Source organism: Mycobacterium sp. (genome assembly GCF_046330795.1).
Classification (GTDB): Bacteria; Actinomycetota; Actinomycetes; order Mycobacteriales; family Mycobacteriaceae; genus Mycobacterium.
The window spans coordinates 35,555-51,889 of sequence record NZ_JAXLSA010000001.1; the positions used below are offsets into that span (position 1 = coordinate 35,555).

Below are 16,335 nucleotides of genomic sequence, written 5' to 3' on the forward strand. Positions count from 1 at the left end.
TGTTCAGCGCTGGCTGCGTTGTCGTGCGCGTGGATGTCGCACACCCGGCTGAACAGATCGCGGAATTTCGGTGCGTTACGGTTTTGTGGTGTCCCGACCCGGTGCGCCCAAACCCGCCACGCGGCGTCCGACGCTGCCCAGCGTGGGACGCCTCGGTCTGGTCGAGCCGACCGCCGCCGCCGATCTGGCGAAGTTGGGCTGGAACACCGACAAGCACATCGAATTGCTGTGGTCGCTGTCGCGGGCACCGGACGCCGACGCCGCGCTGCGCACCATGGTCCGGCTGGCCGACGCGCTCGACAAGGACTGGCCCGAGCTGGCCGAGTTGCTCCAGACCGATAAAGCGTTGCGCGGCCGGATCTTCGCGCTGCTCGGTTCGTCGCTGGCGCTCGGTGATCACCTGGTCGCCCACCCGCAGGCGTGGCGGCTGCTGCACGGCAAGGCGGAACTGCCGTCCGCGGAGGAGCTGACGGCGGCGTTCACCGAGTGCGCGACCACCACGCCCGCGGCCGAGGTGCAGCACGCGCTGCGGCGGCTCTACCGCGATCGATTGATGGTGCTGGCCGCCGTGGATGTGGCGCCCACCGTCGAGAACGAACGCGTGTTGCCCTTCGAGACCATCGGCGCGCACCTGTCGGATCTGGCCGACGCCGCAGTGGCCGGCGCGCTCGAGGTGGCCTACGCGACGGTGTGCAAGGACGGTGCACCGCGGCCCCGGCTGGCCGTCATCGCCATGGGCAAATGCGGTGCGCGCGAACTGAATTACGTGAGCGACGTCGACGTCATCTTCGTCGGCGAGGATGCGGACTCGCTGATCACCCGGGTGGCCGGCGAGATGATGCGGTTCGCGTCCGACACCTTCTTCGAGACCGACGCCGCGCTGCGTCCCGAGGGCAAGCACGGGCAGTTGGTGCGCACCCTGGACTCGCACATCGCGTACTACCAGCGCTGGGCGAAGACGTGGGAGTTCCAGGCGTTGCTCAAGGCCCGCCCGGCCGCGGGCGACGCCGAACTCGGCGAGAAGTACATCGCTGCGCTGATGCCGATGGTGTGGACGGCGTGCGAACGCGAGGACTTCGTGGTCGACGTCCAGGCGATGCGCCGCCGCGTCGTCGAGAACGTGCCCGCCGATGTCCGCGACCGTGAGCTCAAGCTGGGCTACGGCGGATTGCGGGACGTCGAATTCGCCGTCCAGCTCCTGCAATTGGTGCACGGCCGCAACGACGAAGCCCTGCACGTCAGCTCCACGCTGGATGCGCTGGCCGCTTTGGCCGACGGCGGCTACATCGGCCGCGACGACGCGGCCAACATGCGTGCGTCGTACGAATTCCTGCGTCTGCTCGAACACCGTCTGCAGCTGCAGCGGCTCAAGCGCACCCACATGCTGCCCGCGCCCGAGGACGACGAGGCGCTGCGCTGGCTGGCCCGGGCGGCGCACATGCGACCCGACGGCACCCACGACGCGCTCGGTGTCCTGCGTGAGGAACTCAAACGCCACAGCTTGCGGGTGTCCCGGCTGCATGCGAAGCTGTTCTATCAGCCTTTGCTCGAATCTCTCGGTGGCTCAATGGAATTCGGCGAGCACATGTCGCCGGAGGCGGCCGAACGTCAGCTGGCCGCGCTGGGCTACCAGTCGCCGCGCAGTGCCCTGACCCACCTGGCCGCGCTGACCAGTCAGGGTGGCCGCCGCGGGCGGGTGCAGGCCGTGCTGCTGCCCACCCTGCTGGACTGGCTCTCCGACACCCCCGATCCCGACGGCGGCCTGCTGGCCTACCGCAAGCTGTCCGAGGCGATGGCCGAGCAGCGCTGGTTCCTGGGCACCCTGCGCGACGAGAGCGCGGTGGCCAAACGGCTGATGCACGTCCTGGGAACCTCGGCCTACGTGCCGGAGTTGTTGATGCGCGCCCCGGAGGTCATCCAGGCCTACGCCGACGGGCCAACTGGCCCAAAGCTTCTGGATACCGACCCGGACAGTGTGGCCAAGGCGCTGGTGGCCGCGGCCGGCCGGCAGGCCGACCCGGTGAAGGCGATCGCGTCGGCCCGCACGCTGCGGCGGCGCGAGCTGGCCCGCGTCGCCTCGGCCGATCTGCTGGGCATGCTCGACGTCCGGGACGTCTGCAACGCGTTGACGTCGATCTGGGTTGCGGTACTGCAGGCCGCGCTCGAGGCGGTGATCCGGGAGAACCTGCCCGAGGATCGCACGGCTCCCGCCACGATCGCGGTGATCGGAATGGGCCGTCTCGGCGGCGGCGAGCTCGGCTACGGCTCCGACGCCGACGTGATGTTCGTCTGCGAGCCGGCTGCCGGCGCGGAGGAGACCATCGCGGTCAAGTGGTCGGTATCGGTGGCCGAACAGGTGCGAGCGCTGCTCGGAACCCCCAGTGTCGACCCGCCTCTGGAGGTCGACGCCAACCTGCGGCCCGAGGGCCGCAACGGTCCGCTGGTGCGGACGCTGGCCTCCTACGAGGCCTACTACCAGCAGTGGGCCCAGGCCTGGGAGGTGCAGGCGCTGCTGCGCGCACACTGGGTGGCCGGCGACGCGGACCTCGGCGAGCGTTTCCTGTTGATGATCGACGCGGTCCGGTATCCGGCCGGTGGTATCTCCGCGGCGACGGTGCAGGAGATCCGGCGGATCAAGGCCCGGGTGGACGCCGAGCGGCTGCCGCGCGGCGCCGACCCGAACACCCACACCAAGCTGGGCCGCGGCGGGCTGGCCGACGTCGAGTGGACCGTGCAGCTCCTGCAGTTGCGGTTCGCCGACAAGATCCCGGCGCTGCACAACACCTCGACGCTGGAAACGCTGGACGCCATCGGCGCCGCGGAGCTGATCGCCGAGGGCGATGTGGACCAGCTGCGGGACGCGTGGCTGTTGGCCACCCGGGCCCGCAACGCGCTGGTGCAGGTGCGCGGCAAGCCGGTGGACCAACTGCCCGGGCCGGGCCGGCAGCTGAACGCCGTGGCCGTGGCGGCCGGGTGGCCCAACGATGACGGCGGTGAGTTCCTGGACAACTACCTGCGGGTCACTCGGCGGGCGAAGGCCGTGGTGCGCAAGGTGTTCGGCGACTAGCCCGACCCCCGCCCGCCGACGGTGGTCCGTGTTCGTCCGAGGGTTCGCGGCCCCGGCGCACTTTCGTAGAACCCTCGATGCTATGAAGAGTCGATGAAGTTCTCCGCCGAGGTGATGGACGCCGAGGAATTCGACCGCCAGCGCAACCTGTACGAACCGCTGGCCGACGCGGTCCGGGATCTGCTGGACGCCACCATCCGCACGCAGGCCGACGCCGATACCGTCGCCGCAGCCATCCGGGCCGTGAAGGGCATCACCGCCGACCTGCGTGCGACGCAACTCGAGGGCCCGCGCGGCATCCGATACACCAGCGACGGTCGCAGCATGACGTGGGGCAATCCGGTGATCGGCGTGCACAACGCATTCGCCCCGCCGGTGGTGGTCAACAAGGAAGAAGACCGCTGCTGGGCGGAGTTCAACCTCGGCGCCGCCTACGAGGGCCCGCCCGATCATGTGCACGGCGGGGTGAGCGCGCTGATCCTCGATCACATGCTGGGGGAGGTCGCCAGCCTGGGCGGGATCAAACCGATCTTCACCGGGACGATCTCGTGCCGGTACCTCCGCGGGACCCCGCTGGGCTCGCTGCGGTGTGAGACGTGGGTCGACCGGGTGGACGGGATCAAGACGTACGCAAAGGGATTCATCGCCGACGGGGACGGGCCGACGGTGCAGGCCGAGGGCGTGTTCATCCAGCCCCAGTGGGCCCGCTAGTGCGGTTCTACGTCAGCACCGCCTTCCTGGATACCCGTGAGGCCGTCGAAGTTGCCAGGGCCGCAGACGAACTCGGCTATGACGGGATGGGCATTCCCGACCATGTGATCAACCTCGAGACGCTGCAGACGCCGTACCCGTACACCAAGGACGGTGCCCGGCGGTGGGAGGCCTTCACCGACTGGCCCGACCCCTGGGTCATGATCGGCGCCGTGGCCCTGGTGACGCAGCGGCTGCGGTTCGTCACCACGGTGTACCTGCCCGCCATGCGGGATCCGTTCTCGGCCGCCAAAGCCATTGGTACGGCGGCGGTTCTGGCGCAGGGCCGGCTCGAACTGGGTATCGGGGTGGGCTGGTGCCGGGAGGAATTCGAACTGCTGGGTCAGCAGTTCGACCGCCGGGGTAAGCGGACCGACGAGATGCTGGAACTGATGAAGGAACTCTGGTCGCCCGGCTGGACCGAGTTCGCCGGCGAGTTCTACGACGTTCCGCGCCTCGAGATGGAGCCGACACCGCCGCCCATCCCGATCTATGTCGGCGGGCTCTCCGACATCGCGCTGCGCCGGGCTGCCCGTCACGACGGCTGGATCGGCGACCTCATCACCACCGACAAGGCGCTCGAACGGGTGGACAAGCTACGGCAGCTGCGCGCCGAGAACGGTTCGGGCATGGCGGGTTTCGAGATCATCACGCCGCTGGTCGATGCGTTCACCCCGGAGCACTACCAGCGCGCGGAAGCCGGCGGGATCACCGGGATCATCACGATGCCGTGGATGTTCTACACCGGGCCGGAATCCACCCTGGACCAGAAGATCGACGGGATGCAGCGGTTCCGGGCCGACATGCGCCTGGACGCCTAGCCACCCGGCGGCCGTAGCGAAAGGGCTTCTGGCGTGCCAGATGTCGACGGTCGCGTCGGCTCAGACCCGCTCTACGGGCGGCGCTTCGACCGTCTTCCGGCCACGCCGGCCCAGGATGCTGTCGACGGCGAGCCAGCCCGACCCGGTGAACACCAGCAGGAAGAACGCCCAGCAGAACAACACGGCCAGCTCACCCTGGTTCGCGATCGGCCAGAACCCATTGGGGAAGTGCTGGGTGAAGAACGCCACCGCCATCTGTCCGGCCGCGATGAACGCCGCCAGGCGGGTGAACAGTCCGAGGGTGATCAACGTGCCGAGGCTGATCTCCAGGATGCCGGCCCACCAGAACTGTGATCCGCTGGGAACGGTGGGACCCATCGGCCAGCCGAACAGCTTCGACGTGCCGTGCAGGAAGAACGACAGGCCGAACACGATCCGGAAGAGGCTCAGGACCGTGGACGACAGGCCGCTGAGGCGAGCACCGAGTTGACTCATTCCCCGGACCGTAGTGCCCCGCGGTTACGACGCGGGTGAACCACCGGTCACAGTTCGAGTAACACGGTGACGGGTCCGTCGTTGACCAGGGCGACCTGCATGTCGGCGCCGAACACCCCCGTCGCGACGTCGGCCCCGAGCCCGCGCAGCGCGTCGGCGAACGCGGTCACCAATGGTTCGGCCACCTCCCGCGGGGCAGCGGCATTCCATGACGGCCGCCGGCCCTTGACGGTGTTGGCGTACAGCGTGAACTGGCTGACCACCAGGATCGGGGCGCCCACCTCGGAGGCGCTGCGTTCGTCGTCGAGAATCCTCAGTTGCCAGAGCTTCTCGGCCAGCCGGCCGGCGATCGCCGCAGTATCGGTGTGCGTGACACCGACCAGCGCCACCAGCCCCTGACCGTTCGGTTCGATCGAACCCACGACGGTGCCGTCGACGGTGACGCCGGCCGCGGTGACGCGTTGCACCAGGACCCGCACGGTGGGGTCAGATGAACGGTTGCTGCGTGATGGCCGCGGTCTTGAGCGGGGTCTGGTTGTTGGCGTCGAGTTCGGCGACGATGCCGATCTTCAGGAACGGCACGCTGATGATCGGGCGACGGTCCTTGAGGAACGTCACGAAGTTGTTGTCGATCACGTAGGTGTCCGCTTCGATGACGATCATCTGAGGAGGGCCAGGATTGCCCGATGGATCCTGGGTCGGCTGAGCGCCGATCGTATAGCGCGGCATGAGGCTTCCTGCCCTCTCGTTGAGGATTTGCTGACCGGTCGACATTAGCCGACCGGTCAGCACGCCGGCCCGCATAGGCCGAGAGCCGGGCGACATCCCGGAGGATGCCACCCGGCTCTGGTCGGCCGGTTGACTCACCGCATCGCCGGGCCTCGTGCTCGCGGAACTGCAACGCTCGCCGAACCCAGCGACCTACACGTCGTAGTACAGCGCGAACTCGTACGGATGAGGCCGGATCTGCACGGGCAGGATCTCGTTCTCCCGCTTGTAGGAGATGTAGGTCTCGATCAGGTCCTCGGTGAAAACGCCACCCTCGGTGAGGTATTCGTGATCCTCTTCGAGCTTGTCGATCACCGCGGCCAGCGACGTGGGCGCCTGGGGGATGTTGGCGGCCTCGTCCGGCGGCAGCTCGTAGAGGTCCTTGTCGACCGGCGCGAGCGGCTCGATCTTGTTCTTGATGCCGTCGATGCCGGCCATCAGCATGGCCGCGAACGCCAGGTACGGGTTGCCCGAGCTGTCCGGGCAACGGAACTCGAGGCGCTTGGCCTTCGGGTTGTTGCCGGTGATCGGGATGCGGACACAGGCCGACCGGTTGCGCTGGCTGTACACCAGGTTGATCGGGGCCTCGTAGCCGGGCACCAGGCGCTTGTAGGAGTTCACCGTCGGGTTGGTGAACGCCAGCAGGCTCGGGGCATGGTGCAGGATGCCGCCGATGTAGTGGCGTGCGACGTCCGACAGACCCGCGTAGCCCGACTCGTCGTGGAACAGCGGCTTGCCGTCCTTCCACAGCGACTGGTGGGCGTGCATACCCGAACCGTTGTCGCCGAACAGCGGCTTGGGCATGAAGGTGACCGTCTTGCCGGCCGCCCAGGCGGTGTTCTTGATGATGTACTTGAACAGCAGCACATCGTCGGCCGCGTGCAGCAGTGTGTTGAACTTGTAGTTGATCTCGGCCTGACCGGCGGTGCCCACCTCATGGTGGCCACGCTCCAGGGTGAAACCGGCGTTCTGCAGGTTGGTGGCCATGTCGTCGCGCAGATCCACGTAGTGGTCGTAGGGCGCGACGGGGAAGTAGCCGCCCTTGGGGCGGACCTTGTAGCCGCGGTTGGCGCTGCCGTCGGCCTCGAACGGCTCACCGGTGTTCCACCAGCCCGACTCGGAGTCGACCTCGTAGAAGGTGCCGTTCATCTTGGAGTCGAAGGACACCGAGTCGAAGATGTAGAACTCGGCCTCGGCCCCGAAGAAGCAGGTGTCGGCGATACCGGTGCTGGTCAGATAGTTCTCGGCCTTGCGGGCCACGTTGCGCGGGTCGCGGGAGTAGGCCTCGCGGGTGAACGGGTCGTGCACGAAGAACATGAGGTTCAGCGTCTTGGCGGCCCGGAACGGGTCGATGCGGGCGGTCTCGGGATCCGGCAGCAGCATCATGTCGGATTCGTGGATCGACTGGAAGCCGCGAACCGACGAGCCGTCGAATGCCAGGCCGTCCTCGAACACGCTCTCGTCGAACGCTGACGCGGGGATGGAAAAGTGCTGGACGACGCCGGGCAGATCGCAGAACCGGATGTCGACGTACTCGACGTTCTCGTCCTTGATCAGCTTGAAGATGTCGTCAGCGTTCTTGTCTGCCACTTATGAGCTCCTTCTTGCGGGCATGTGTATACAGCGTTTCTAAACCCGCGGCTGACGCTATGGAGCCGATGTTGCACGGCAGTCAACCGCATGTTGCGTAGACGTTACGCAATTGGCTGCGGCCCTATGCTGGGGGCATGGCCCGCTCCGTCTCCTCCTGGCTCTCCGGCCCCGAACCCAAGGATTCCGTCGACAACGCCTACCCGGGTCAAGCGCTGGGACTGCCGCAGGTCGGTCCGCGATCGTTGGCCCGCACCGGCCGGCGGCTGGCCGCCCTGTGTGTGGACTGGCTGATCAGCTACGGCATCGCGGCCCTGCTGATGAGTCTGGGTTGGATCCCGCTGGCCATGTTGTCGACCGCGGTGCTGGCGGTGTGGTTCGTCGTCGGCGCGGTGTCGGTGCGGCTCTACGGGTTCAGCCCCGGCCAGCTGGCACTGGGCCTGCAGGTGGTGCCGGTCGATGGCCGGTTGCACGTCGGTTTCGGACGGGCGGTAGTGCGCGGTGTGCTGCTGGCACTGGTGATTCCGGCGCTGTTCATGGACGTCGACGGCCGGGGGTTGCAGGACAAACTGACGTTCACCGCTGTCGTCCGGCGCTGAGCCTGCGTGAGATTGACGTGACGCTGCCTGCTACTCGCGCTTTGTCTGCGTGACATCAATCTCACGGCCGTGTCGGAGCCTGTCGGCACCATCGCAGCATGAACTCGATCCTGATCGGCAGCGAGGCGCTGTCCAGCGGGTTGCTCACCCGCCACACGCTGGCCGTCGGCTACGTCCGACTCTTTCCCGATGTCTACATCCGCAAGGGCGCCGACCCGACGCTGCGGCTCCGGACCGTTGGAGCGTGGTTGTGGTCGCGACGGCGCGGCGTGGTCGCGGGTGTGGCTGCCGCGGCACTGCACGGTGCGCCGCACGTTGACGCGGACCGGGAGATCGAACTGATCTGGGACAACGGCCGGCCACCGAAAGGTTTGGTGGTTCGCAACGAGACCCTCGCCGCCGACGAGGTCACCCGGATTGCCGGGCTGCCGGTGACGGTACGTGAACGCACCGCCTTCGATCTCGGCCGCCACTTGCCCCGGGACGAGGCGCTGATGAGGCTGGATGCGTTGATGTGGAATCAGCGATTCGCCGAAGTGGACGTGCTGCGCGTCGCGGAGCGATACCCGCGCGCCCGGGGGCGTCGCCAACTACGGGAGTTGCTACCCCTGGTCGACGGGGGAGCCGCATCGCCGAAGGAGTCGTGGCTGCGGCTGGTCGTCCTCGACGGCGGCTTCCCCCCGCCCGTCACGCAATATCCGGCGGGCAGTGGGCGCGCGGTGTTCGCATTTCTCGACATGGCCTGGCCCGAATTCAAGGTGGCCCTGGAATACGACGGCGATCAGCACCGCACCAATCGGCGCCAGTATGTGAAAGACATCCGGCGCATCGCCGAACTCGAGCGGAACGGCTGGATCGTCATCCGCGTGATAGCCGAAGACAATGTGCCGGACATCCTGGCAAGAGTCCGCAGCGCACTGGTCAGTCGCGGCTGGAAGCCGTGAGATTGAAGTGACGCAGCCCGCTACTCGCACGATCCCTGCGTGACATCAATCTCACGACCGGCGGGCGCCGAACCGTAAGGGACGCCAGAGCTACTTGCGGCGTACCGTGCGCTGCACGCCGCGCATCTTGGCCTGCGTGGGCATCGGGCCCTTGGGCAGGCCGGCCGGGCCGAGCTTGCTGCCCAGCGCCACCAGCTTGGACTCGAGTGAGTCCATCTGCTTGACGGTGATGTTGGCGGGCAGCTTGGTCAGGTGCCGCTCCAACTTGGCCAGTGGCACTTCGCCCTCGCCGTTGCCGATCACGATGTCGTAGATGGGGACATCGCCGACCAGCCGCGCGGTGCGCTTCTTCTCCTGCGCCAGAAGGGGTTTCACGCGGCTGGGCTGGCCCTCGCCGACGAAGATCACCCCGGGCCGGCCGATGACCCGGTGCACGGCGTCGAAATGGCCGGTCGCGGCGACGCCCGGGGTCACCCGCCACTTGCCGCGCAGGTTGTCCAGCGCCCAGGCCGCGGCACCGGTCTGGCCCTCGGCCTTGGTGTAGACCGACTTCTGGGCCCGGCGGCCGAAGATGATGAACGCCACCAGCGCGCCCAGGACGATGCCCAGCACGATGAATGTGTAGGTGGTGAAGCCGCCACCGCCGATCAGGATGCCCGCGGCTATCGAGAGCGCCACGATCAGCACGAAAGCGCCGATCATGTACGGCAGCAGCCGGGTGTCCTCCTTGCGCTGCATCTGGAACGCCTGCCAGAGCTGACTGCGCCGCTGCTTGGACGCCGCCTTGCGGGCCGCGGTTGCGGCTTGCTTCGCAGCCTTGTTCTCGGCGGCATTACGGGGTTTGGCCATGCGATAAGGATACGGCGGCCGATTCAGCCCTCGACGGCGATCCGCCCCTGCACGGCCTGGGCGTACAGCCGACCGGCCCGATACGACGACCGCACCAGAGGTCCGGCCAGCACCCCGGCGAAGCCGAGGCCCTCGGCGAACGTGGAATGCTCGGCGAACTCGTCGGGGTGCACCCAGCGCTCCACGGGATGGTGGCGCGCCGACGGCCGCAGGTACTGCGTGATGGTGACGATGTCGCAGCCCGCGCCGTGCAGGTCCCGCAGCGCCACCCGGACCTCGTCGGGTGTCTCGCCCATCCCGAGGATCAGATTCGACTTGGACACCAACCCGTCGTCGCGGGCCGCGGTCAGCACGTCGAGGCTGCGCTGGTACCGGAACGCCGGGCGGATCCGCTTGAAGATCCGCGGCACCGTTTCGAGGTTGTGCGCCAACACCTCCGGGCGGGTGTCGAAAACTTCGCGCAGTTGATCGGCGTTGCCGTTGAAGTCGGGGATCAGCAACTCGACACCGGTGCCGGGATTGAGTTCCTTGATCGCGCGCACCGTCTCGGCGTACAACCACGCACCGCCGTCGGGCAGGTCGTCACGTGCGACGCCGGTGACCGTCGCGTACTTCAGGCCCATCGCGGCGACGCTCTCGGCGACGCGGCGCGGTTCGTCACGGTCGAGGTCGGCGGGCTTGCCGGTGTCGATCTGGCAGAAATCGCAACGGCGTGTGCACTGTTCACCGCCGATGAGGAAGGTGGCCTCGCGGTCCTCCCAGCATTCGTAGATGTTGGGGCAGCCGGCCTCTTCGCAAACGGTGTGCAGGCCTTCACGTTTGACCAGCGCCTTGAGTTCGGTGTACTCCGGACCCATCCGCGCCCGGGTCTTGATCCACGGCGGCTTGCGTTCGATGGGGGTCTGCGCGTTACGCACCTCGAGCCGCAACAGTTTCCGGCCCTCGGGAACGACGCTCACGGGTGCGATCCTACGCGTTTGGTGGCCATGTTCCCGGCATGGGACCCGACGGGCAGCCGGCCGTCCAGGGCATCGGCGACGGCCTGCGCAACCGGTTCGATGACATCGGTCACACCGACGTCACGCCCCAGTTCCGCCGTCAGCGACGTGACCCCGGCGTCGGTGATCCCGCACGGGATGATGTCGCCGAACGCGGCCAGGTCGCAGTCGCAGTTCAGGGCGAAACCGTGCAGGGTGACCCCGCGCGCCACCCGGACGCCGATGGCGGCGATCTTGCGCTCGGGCCGGGCGCCGTCGGCGGGCAGCCACACGCCGGAGCGGCCGTCGACCCGGCCGGTGCGCAGGCCGAGTCCGGCACACACGTCGATCAGCGCCTCCTCGAGCCGCCGGACGAAATTCACCACGTCCATCGGCTCGGCGAGCTTGACGATCGGGTACCCGACCAGCTGCCCGGGTCCGTGCCAGGTGATCTTGCCGCCCCGGTCGGTGTCGACGACGGGGATGCCGTCGACGGGCCGTTCATGGGTCTCGGTGCGCCGCCCGGCGGTGTACACCGACGGGTGCTCGAGCAGCAGCAGACTGTCCGGGCCGCCGGCCAGTCGCTCGTCGGCCAGGGCGCGCTGGCGGTCCCAGGCGGCCTGATAGTCGATCAGTCCGAGCCGCTGCACATCGATCGGGCCGTCGGCGGATCGGATGCCGGTGCTCACGACCGTGCCGTCGCGTACCGCAACGCCTCGCCAATTGTGTTGTGGTGGAACGTGAATCCGGCATGTTCCAGTGCCGCGGGGATGGCGCGCTGCCCGGCGAGCAGCCCCTCGTTGGCGAACTCGCCGACCACGGTCCGTAGCGCGAAGCCGGGGACCAGCATGGGCGTGGGCCGGTTCAGCGCCCGGCCCAGCGCACTGGTGAATTCGGCGTTGGTGACCGGCGCGGGTCCGGTCAGATTCACCGGACCGGACAGGGAAGCGTCGCCCAGGGCGAAGATCAGCGCCCGGACCTCGTCCTCCAGGCTGATCCACGGCATGTACTGCCGGCCGCTGCCCAGTCGCGCGCCCAGGCCCAGTCCGAACAACGGCCGCAACGGCCCGAGCACCCCACCCGACGGCGCGAGCACCAGGCCCGACCGGGCCAGCACGATGCGCGCACCGGCGTTGCGGGCCGCCGCGGTGGCCGATTCCCAGTCGACGCACAACCGGGCCAGGAACCCGGCGCCGGGCGGGGCGGTCTCGTCGACCGTGCGCCCGCGCGTATCGCCGTAGTACCCGACGGCGCTGGCGTTGACCAGGATGGGCACCCCGGCCCGGGCAACCGCGTCGGCGAGCACTTCGGTGGGGTCGATGCGGCTGTCGCGCAGGCTCTGCTTGAACGACCCCGACCAGCGGGACCCACCGATGCTCACCCCGCACAGGTTGACGACGGCGTCGACGCCGTCCAGCACGCCGGGGTCCAGCGGGCCGGCATCCGGATTCCAGTGCAGCTCATCGGAATTCGCCGGGGTCCGGCGGACGATGCGCAGCACCCGGCGATCGGCGGCCCGCAGCGCGGAAACCAGTGCGGTGCCGATCAGGCCCGAGGACCCGGCGATCGCGATGGTGGCAGGGGTGGCGGGAGCCACGCGACTCACAACCCCAGGTCGGCCTCGAAGGCACCTTCTTCGAGGCGCTTGCGCACCGTGGTGAGGAAGCGTCCCGCGTCGGCGCCGTCGATGAGGCGGTGGTCGTAGGTCAGGGGCAGGTAGCAGATCGAACGCACGCCGATCGACTCGTTGCCGTTCTCGTCGACGACCACCCGGGGCCGCTTGACGATGGCGCCGGTGCCCAACATGGCCGCCTGCGGCGGGACCAGGATCGGGGTGTCGAACAACGCGCCCTCACTACCGATGTTGGTGATCGTGAAGGTGCCGCCGGACAGTTCGTCGGGCTTGAGTCCGCCCGAGCGGGCCCGTTCGGCGATGTCCTTGATCGCCCGGGCCAGCCCCGCCAGGGACAGATCACCGGCGTTGTGCACGACCGGCGACAGGAGCCCCTGCTCGGTGTCCACCGCGAAACCGAGGTTCTCGGTGTCGTAGTAGGTGATCTCCTTGGTGTCCTCGTTGTAGCTGGCATTGATGTTCGGATGCGCCTTGAGGGCGTCGATGGCGGCACGGGCGATGAACGGCAGATACGTGAGGTTCACGCCCTCCTTCTCCGCGAAGCTCTTCTTGGCCCTGGCCCGCAGCGCCACGATCTTGGTCATGTCGACCTCGTGGGTCTGGGTGAGCTGCGCGGTGGTCTGCAGCGACTCGCGCGTCTTCTTGGCGGTGAGCTGCCGGATCCGGTTGGCCTTCTGGGTGGTGCCGCGCAGATGTGCCAGCGGCGACGGCGTGGCCGGTGCGGGCGCGCCGGCCGACGGCGCTGCCGCGGGGGCCGACGGCGCGGCCGCGGCGGGTGCCTTCTTGGATTCCGCGGCGGCCAGCACATCCTGCTTGCGGATGCGTCCGCCGACGCCGGTGCCCTGGACGGCGCCGAGGTCAACTCCGTTCTCGGAGGCCAGCTTTCGGACCAGGGGAGTGACGTACGGGCTGCTGTCCGGCCCCGTCCCCGACCCCTCCGCCGCCGGAGCGGCGGGTGCGGGTTCGGCCTCGGGTGCCGGTGCGGGCTCCGGAGCGGGCGCGGGTGCCGGTTTCTCGGCGACAGGTTCGGGCTTGGGCTCCGGTTTCGGCTCCGGCTCGGGTTCCGGCTTCGGCTCGGGGGCCGGGGCGGGTGCCGCGGCCGGGGCGGCCTGCGCGTCGCCGATGGTGGCCAACTCGCCGCCGACGGCGACGGTGTCGTCCTCCTCGGCGGTGATCGAGAGCAGGGTGCCCGCGACCGGCGACGGGATCTCGGTATCGACCTTGTCGGTGGAGACCTCCACCAGTGGGTCGTCGACCTCGACCGAATCGCCCACCTTCTTCAGCCAGCGCGTGACCGTGCCCTCGGTGACGGACTCGCCGAGTTCGGGCATCTTCACCGACGTGGCCGATCCGCCACCCGCCGGTGCCGCCGGGGCGGGCTCGGGAGCGGGCGCCGCAGCCTGGGGCTCGGGCTCGGGTTCCGGTTGGGCCGCCGGGGCCGGCGCCGCTTCGGCCGCGGGGGCCGACTCCGCCGGAGCGGACGCAGGGGCCGCGCCCGCCTCTCCGATGACCGCGAGTTCACCGCCGACCTCGACCGTGTCGTCCTCCTGGGCCACGATCTTCGTCAGCACACCGGCGGCCGGCGACGGGATCTCGGTGTCGACCTTGTCGGTGGACACCTCCAGCAGGGGCTCGTCGACTTCGACCGTATCGCCCTCCTGCTTGAGCCAGCGGGTGACAGTGCCTTCGGTAACGCTCTCACCGAGCGCGGGCATCTGTACGGAGACGGCCATGTCGTGTGACTCCTCGAACGGTCGGTCGGGTCGACCTCTGGCTTACCACAGCGTCGTGTATCGAGTCGGTTACCCAGGTGGATTGGCGAACCAATCCTTCCACACAAGCTCTGGCACCATCGAAGAAGAGACCTGCCCGTAATCCGTTCAAGGAGTGTTCACCGAATTGGGACTCTTCGGTCGATTTCGTACCCGCCGATCAGCGGCCGGTTCCACCTCCGACGACCTGAGCCATCTGCGCGCCTGGACGGCCGCCCGCACCGGCGTCGAGGGCTTCATCGAACCAAAAACCACCGTCACCGATCTGACCGTGGTGCTGGTGGCCGCCGACGGTGAGTGGACGCGGCGGCGAGCCGGGACCGAGCGCGACGCGCTGCGCCTCGCGGACCGGTTGCAGATTCCGGTGTACGACGTGGAGAAGCTCGGCTACCCGCAGCGCATGCGGGACTACGACGCCCGCCGGCGCATCGAACGCCAGCGTGCGCTGCGCGACGAACTCGACCGCTGAGGGATTTCGGTGCCGAAATCGTCGCTCGCCGACGGCCGATGCACCGAAATCACGTCAACCGTTCGCGCAGATGTCCTCGAGGACCGCGAGCATCGTGCGGGCCGGCACCCCGGTACCGCCCTTGCCGGTGTAACCCCACGGTCCGCCGGTGTTGTAGGCCGGGCCGGCGACGTCGATGTGCACCCACTGCACGCCGTCGGCCACGAACTCGCGCAGGTACACCCCGGCCACCAGCATGCCGGCGAAGCGCTGCGCGCTGACGTTCGCCAGGTCCGCCACCGTCGACTTCAGGTCGTCCTTCAGCTCGTCGGGCAGCGGCATCGGCCAGCCGTTCTCGCCCACCTCCTGCGAGATGGCGGCCACCCGGTCGCGGAACTCGTCGGAGCCCATCACGCCGGGGATCCGGGCGCCCAGCGCCACCGTCTGGGCGCCGGTCAGGGTCGAGGCCTCCATCAGGTAGTCCGGGCCGTCCTCACACGCCCGCACGATCGCGTCGGCGAGGATCAGCCGGCCCTCGGCGTCGGTGTTGAGCACCTCCACCGTGGTGCCGCCGTACTGCGTCAGCACGTCGCCGGGGCGCTGCGCCGTCGAACTCGGCATGTTCTCGGCCATCGGCACCGTGGCGGTGACGTCCACGGGCAGGTTCAGCCGCGCGGCCATCGCAACGGCCGCGATGACGGCCGCCGCCCCGCCCATGTCCGAGGTCATGTGGTGCATCGAGGCGGCGGGCTTGATCGAGATGCCGCCGGTGTCGAAGGTGATGCCCTTGCCCACCAGCGCAACCTTTTTCGCGCCACGCTTGCCGGACCGGTGCGTCAGGCGCACCAGCCGGGGCGGGCGCGACGACCCCTGGCCGACGCCGATGATGCCCCCGTAGCCGGCCTTGGCCAGTGCCTTCTCGTCCAGGATCTCGACGGTCAGGCCGGCGTCCTCGCCAAAAGCCTTGGCGCGCTTAGCGAATTCGGCCGGGAACAGGTGGCTGGGCGGGGTGTTGACGAAGTCCCGGGCGGTGGCCACCGCCGACGCGATCGTCGCACCGCGCTGGGCCAGTTTCTTGGCGTCGCGGGCCTCCGACAGCACAGTGATCTTGCGCAGCCCCTTGTCCTTGGGTGCGGTCTTGGCGCTGCGGAAGTCGCTGAATCGGTAGGCGCCCAGGATCAGACCCTCGACGGTGGCCTCGGTGTCGATGTCACCGAGCGTGGTGACGACGGCCTCGGCGCCGCCCAGTGCGCGTGCGGCCACACCGGCGGCCCGGCGGATCAGATCGGCGGCCCATTCGTCGCGCGGCTTGCCCAGCCCGACCGCCAGCACACTGGCCACCGGCAGCGCCGGCGCCAGCACGCGGGTGACCTCGTCGGCGCCGCCCTTGGCGCCCAGCGCCGCCAGCGCGACCTCGATCTCGCCGGTCGCCTCGGCGTCCAGGAACGGGTTGGCCACCACGGTGGGCGTGCCGCCGGTGTCGTCCGGGTCGGAGCTGACGACACCGACGACGAGCACCGTCGCCCCCGCGCCGCGTTTGGGCAGGGTGGTGGCGACGGCGACGGAAGGGGGCGTATAACCAGGCTGCTGGCGGGTGGAGGCGCTCACCCGGAACACCCTAG

Annotated in this window: 16 protein-coding genes; 6 read left to right on the forward strand and 10 right to left on the reverse strand. The window is 68.9% G+C overall.

The window, feature by feature from the left end; all coding sequences use genetic code 11:
• Window positions 1–88 precede the first annotated feature (88 nt).
• The 3 genes from U0R18_RS00170 (at window position 89) to U0R18_RS00180 (ending at window position 4,638) form a co-directional block, all read left to right on the forward strand.
• Complete coding sequence (locus U0R18_RS00170) at window positions 89–3,067, forward strand: bifunctional [glutamine synthetase] adenylyltransferase/[glutamine synthetase]-adenylyl-L-tyrosine phosphorylase (protein ID WP_526364748.1); 2,979 nt, start codon at window positions 89–91, stop codon at window positions 3,065–3,067.
• Window positions 3,068–3,160: 93 nt separating this feature from the next.
• Window positions 3,161–3,778, forward strand: a complete 618-nt coding sequence (locus U0R18_RS00175; protein ID WP_526364750.1) for a PaaI family thioesterase — start codon at window positions 3,161–3,163, stop codon at window positions 3,776–3,778.
• Window positions 3,778–4,638 carry a TIGR03619 family F420-dependent LLM class oxidoreductase gene (locus U0R18_RS00180; RefSeq protein WP_526367319.1) on the forward strand — a complete coding sequence of 287 codons (861 nt, stop codon included), beginning with the start codon at window positions 3,778–3,780 and terminating at the stop codon, window positions 4,636–4,638. Before U0R18_RS00175 ends, U0R18_RS00180 begins: the two co-directional genes overlap by 1 nt.
• A gap of 60 nt (window positions 4,639–4,698) precedes the next feature.
• Here U0R18_RS00180 and U0R18_RS00185 read toward each other — a convergent pair whose 3' ends face one another.
• From U0R18_RS00185 to glnA, 4 genes are all read right to left on the reverse strand, one after another.
• The gene (locus U0R18_RS00185; protein ID WP_526364752.1) at window positions 4,699–5,133 is read right to left on the reverse strand and encodes a DoxX family protein; all 435 of its coding nucleotides are present in this window, start codon (window positions 5,131–5,133) and stop codon (window positions 4,699–4,701) included.
• 47 nt (window positions 5,134–5,180) lie between these two features.
• Complete coding sequence (gene dtd / locus U0R18_RS00190) at window positions 5,181–5,612, reverse strand: D-aminoacyl-tRNA deacylase (protein WP_526364754.1); 432 nt, start codon at window positions 5,610–5,612, stop codon at window positions 5,181–5,183.
• Between the two features lie 7 nt (window positions 5,613–5,619).
• A complete protein-coding gene (locus U0R18_RS00195) occupies window positions 5,620–5,862 on the reverse strand; it encodes a hypothetical protein (protein ID WP_526364756.1) in 243 nt (80 codons plus the stop codon).
• 192 nt (window positions 5,863–6,054) lie between these two features.
• Complete coding sequence (gene glnA / locus U0R18_RS00200; protein ID WP_526364758.1) at window positions 6,055–7,491, reverse strand: type I glutamate--ammonia ligase; 1,437 nt, start codon at window positions 7,489–7,491, stop codon at window positions 6,055–6,057.
• 137 nt (window positions 7,492–7,628) lie between these two features.
• On the opposite strand from glnA, the gene U0R18_RS00205 reads away from it, so the two are divergent.
• Window positions 7,629–8,090 carry an RDD family protein gene (locus U0R18_RS00205; RefSeq protein WP_526364760.1) on the forward strand — a complete coding sequence of 154 codons (462 nt, stop codon included), beginning with the start codon at window positions 7,629–7,631 and terminating at the stop codon, window positions 8,088–8,090.
• Window positions 8,091–8,188: 98 nt separating this feature from the next.
• Complete coding sequence (locus U0R18_RS00210) at window positions 8,189–9,034, forward strand: endonuclease domain-containing protein (protein ID WP_526364762.1); 846 nt, start codon at window positions 8,189–8,191, stop codon at window positions 9,032–9,034.
• A 90-nt stretch (window positions 9,035–9,124) separates the two neighbouring features.
• On the opposite strand, the gene U0R18_RS00215 is transcribed toward U0R18_RS00210, so the two are convergent.
• The 5 genes from U0R18_RS00215 to sucB are packed head-to-tail and all read right to left on the reverse strand — an operon-like array spanning window position 9,125 to window position 14,226.
• Window positions 9,125–9,883 (reverse strand): DUF4191 family protein, encoded by a 759-nt coding sequence (locus U0R18_RS00215; protein ID WP_526364764.1) that lies wholly within the window; start codon window positions 9,881–9,883, stop codon window positions 9,125–9,127.
• A 23-nt stretch (window positions 9,884–9,906) separates the two neighbouring features.
• Window positions 9,907–10,842 (reverse strand): lipoyl synthase, encoded by a 936-nt coding sequence (gene lipA, locus U0R18_RS00220; RefSeq protein WP_526364766.1) that lies wholly within the window; start codon window positions 10,840–10,842, stop codon window positions 9,907–9,909.
• A complete protein-coding gene (lipB, locus tag U0R18_RS00225) occupies window positions 10,839–11,549 on the reverse strand; it encodes a lipoyl(octanoyl) transferase LipB (protein ID WP_526364768.1) in 711 nt (236 codons plus the stop codon). Before lipB ends, lipA begins: the two co-directional genes overlap by 4 nt.
• The gene (locus U0R18_RS00230) at window positions 11,546–12,457 is read right to left on the reverse strand and encodes a TIGR01777 family oxidoreductase (protein WP_526364770.1); all 912 of its coding nucleotides are present in this window, start codon (window positions 12,455–12,457) and stop codon (window positions 11,546–11,548) included. Before U0R18_RS00230 ends, lipB begins: the two co-directional genes overlap by 4 nt.
• 5 nt (window positions 12,458–12,462) lie before the next feature.
• On the reverse strand, window positions 12,463–14,226 hold the full coding sequence (sucB, locus tag U0R18_RS00235; RefSeq protein ID WP_526364772.1) for a 2-oxoglutarate dehydrogenase, E2 component, dihydrolipoamide succinyltransferase: 1,764 nt from the start codon (window positions 14,224–14,226) through the stop codon (window positions 12,463–12,465).
• A 166-nt stretch (window positions 14,227–14,392) separates the two neighbouring features.
• Between sucB and U0R18_RS00240 the strand changes: the two genes are divergently transcribed.
• Complete coding sequence (locus tag U0R18_RS00240; RefSeq protein WP_526367321.1) at window positions 14,393–14,734, forward strand: oxidoreductase; 342 nt, start codon at window positions 14,393–14,395, stop codon at window positions 14,732–14,734.
• 54 nt (window positions 14,735–14,788) lie between these two features.
• On the opposite strand, the gene U0R18_RS00245 is transcribed toward U0R18_RS00240, so the two are convergent.
• Window positions 14,789–16,321 (reverse strand): leucyl aminopeptidase, encoded by a 1,533-nt coding sequence (locus U0R18_RS00245; RefSeq protein WP_526364774.1) that lies wholly within the window; start codon window positions 16,319–16,321, stop codon window positions 14,789–14,791.
• Between the last annotated feature and the right edge of the window lie 14 nt (window positions 16,322–16,335).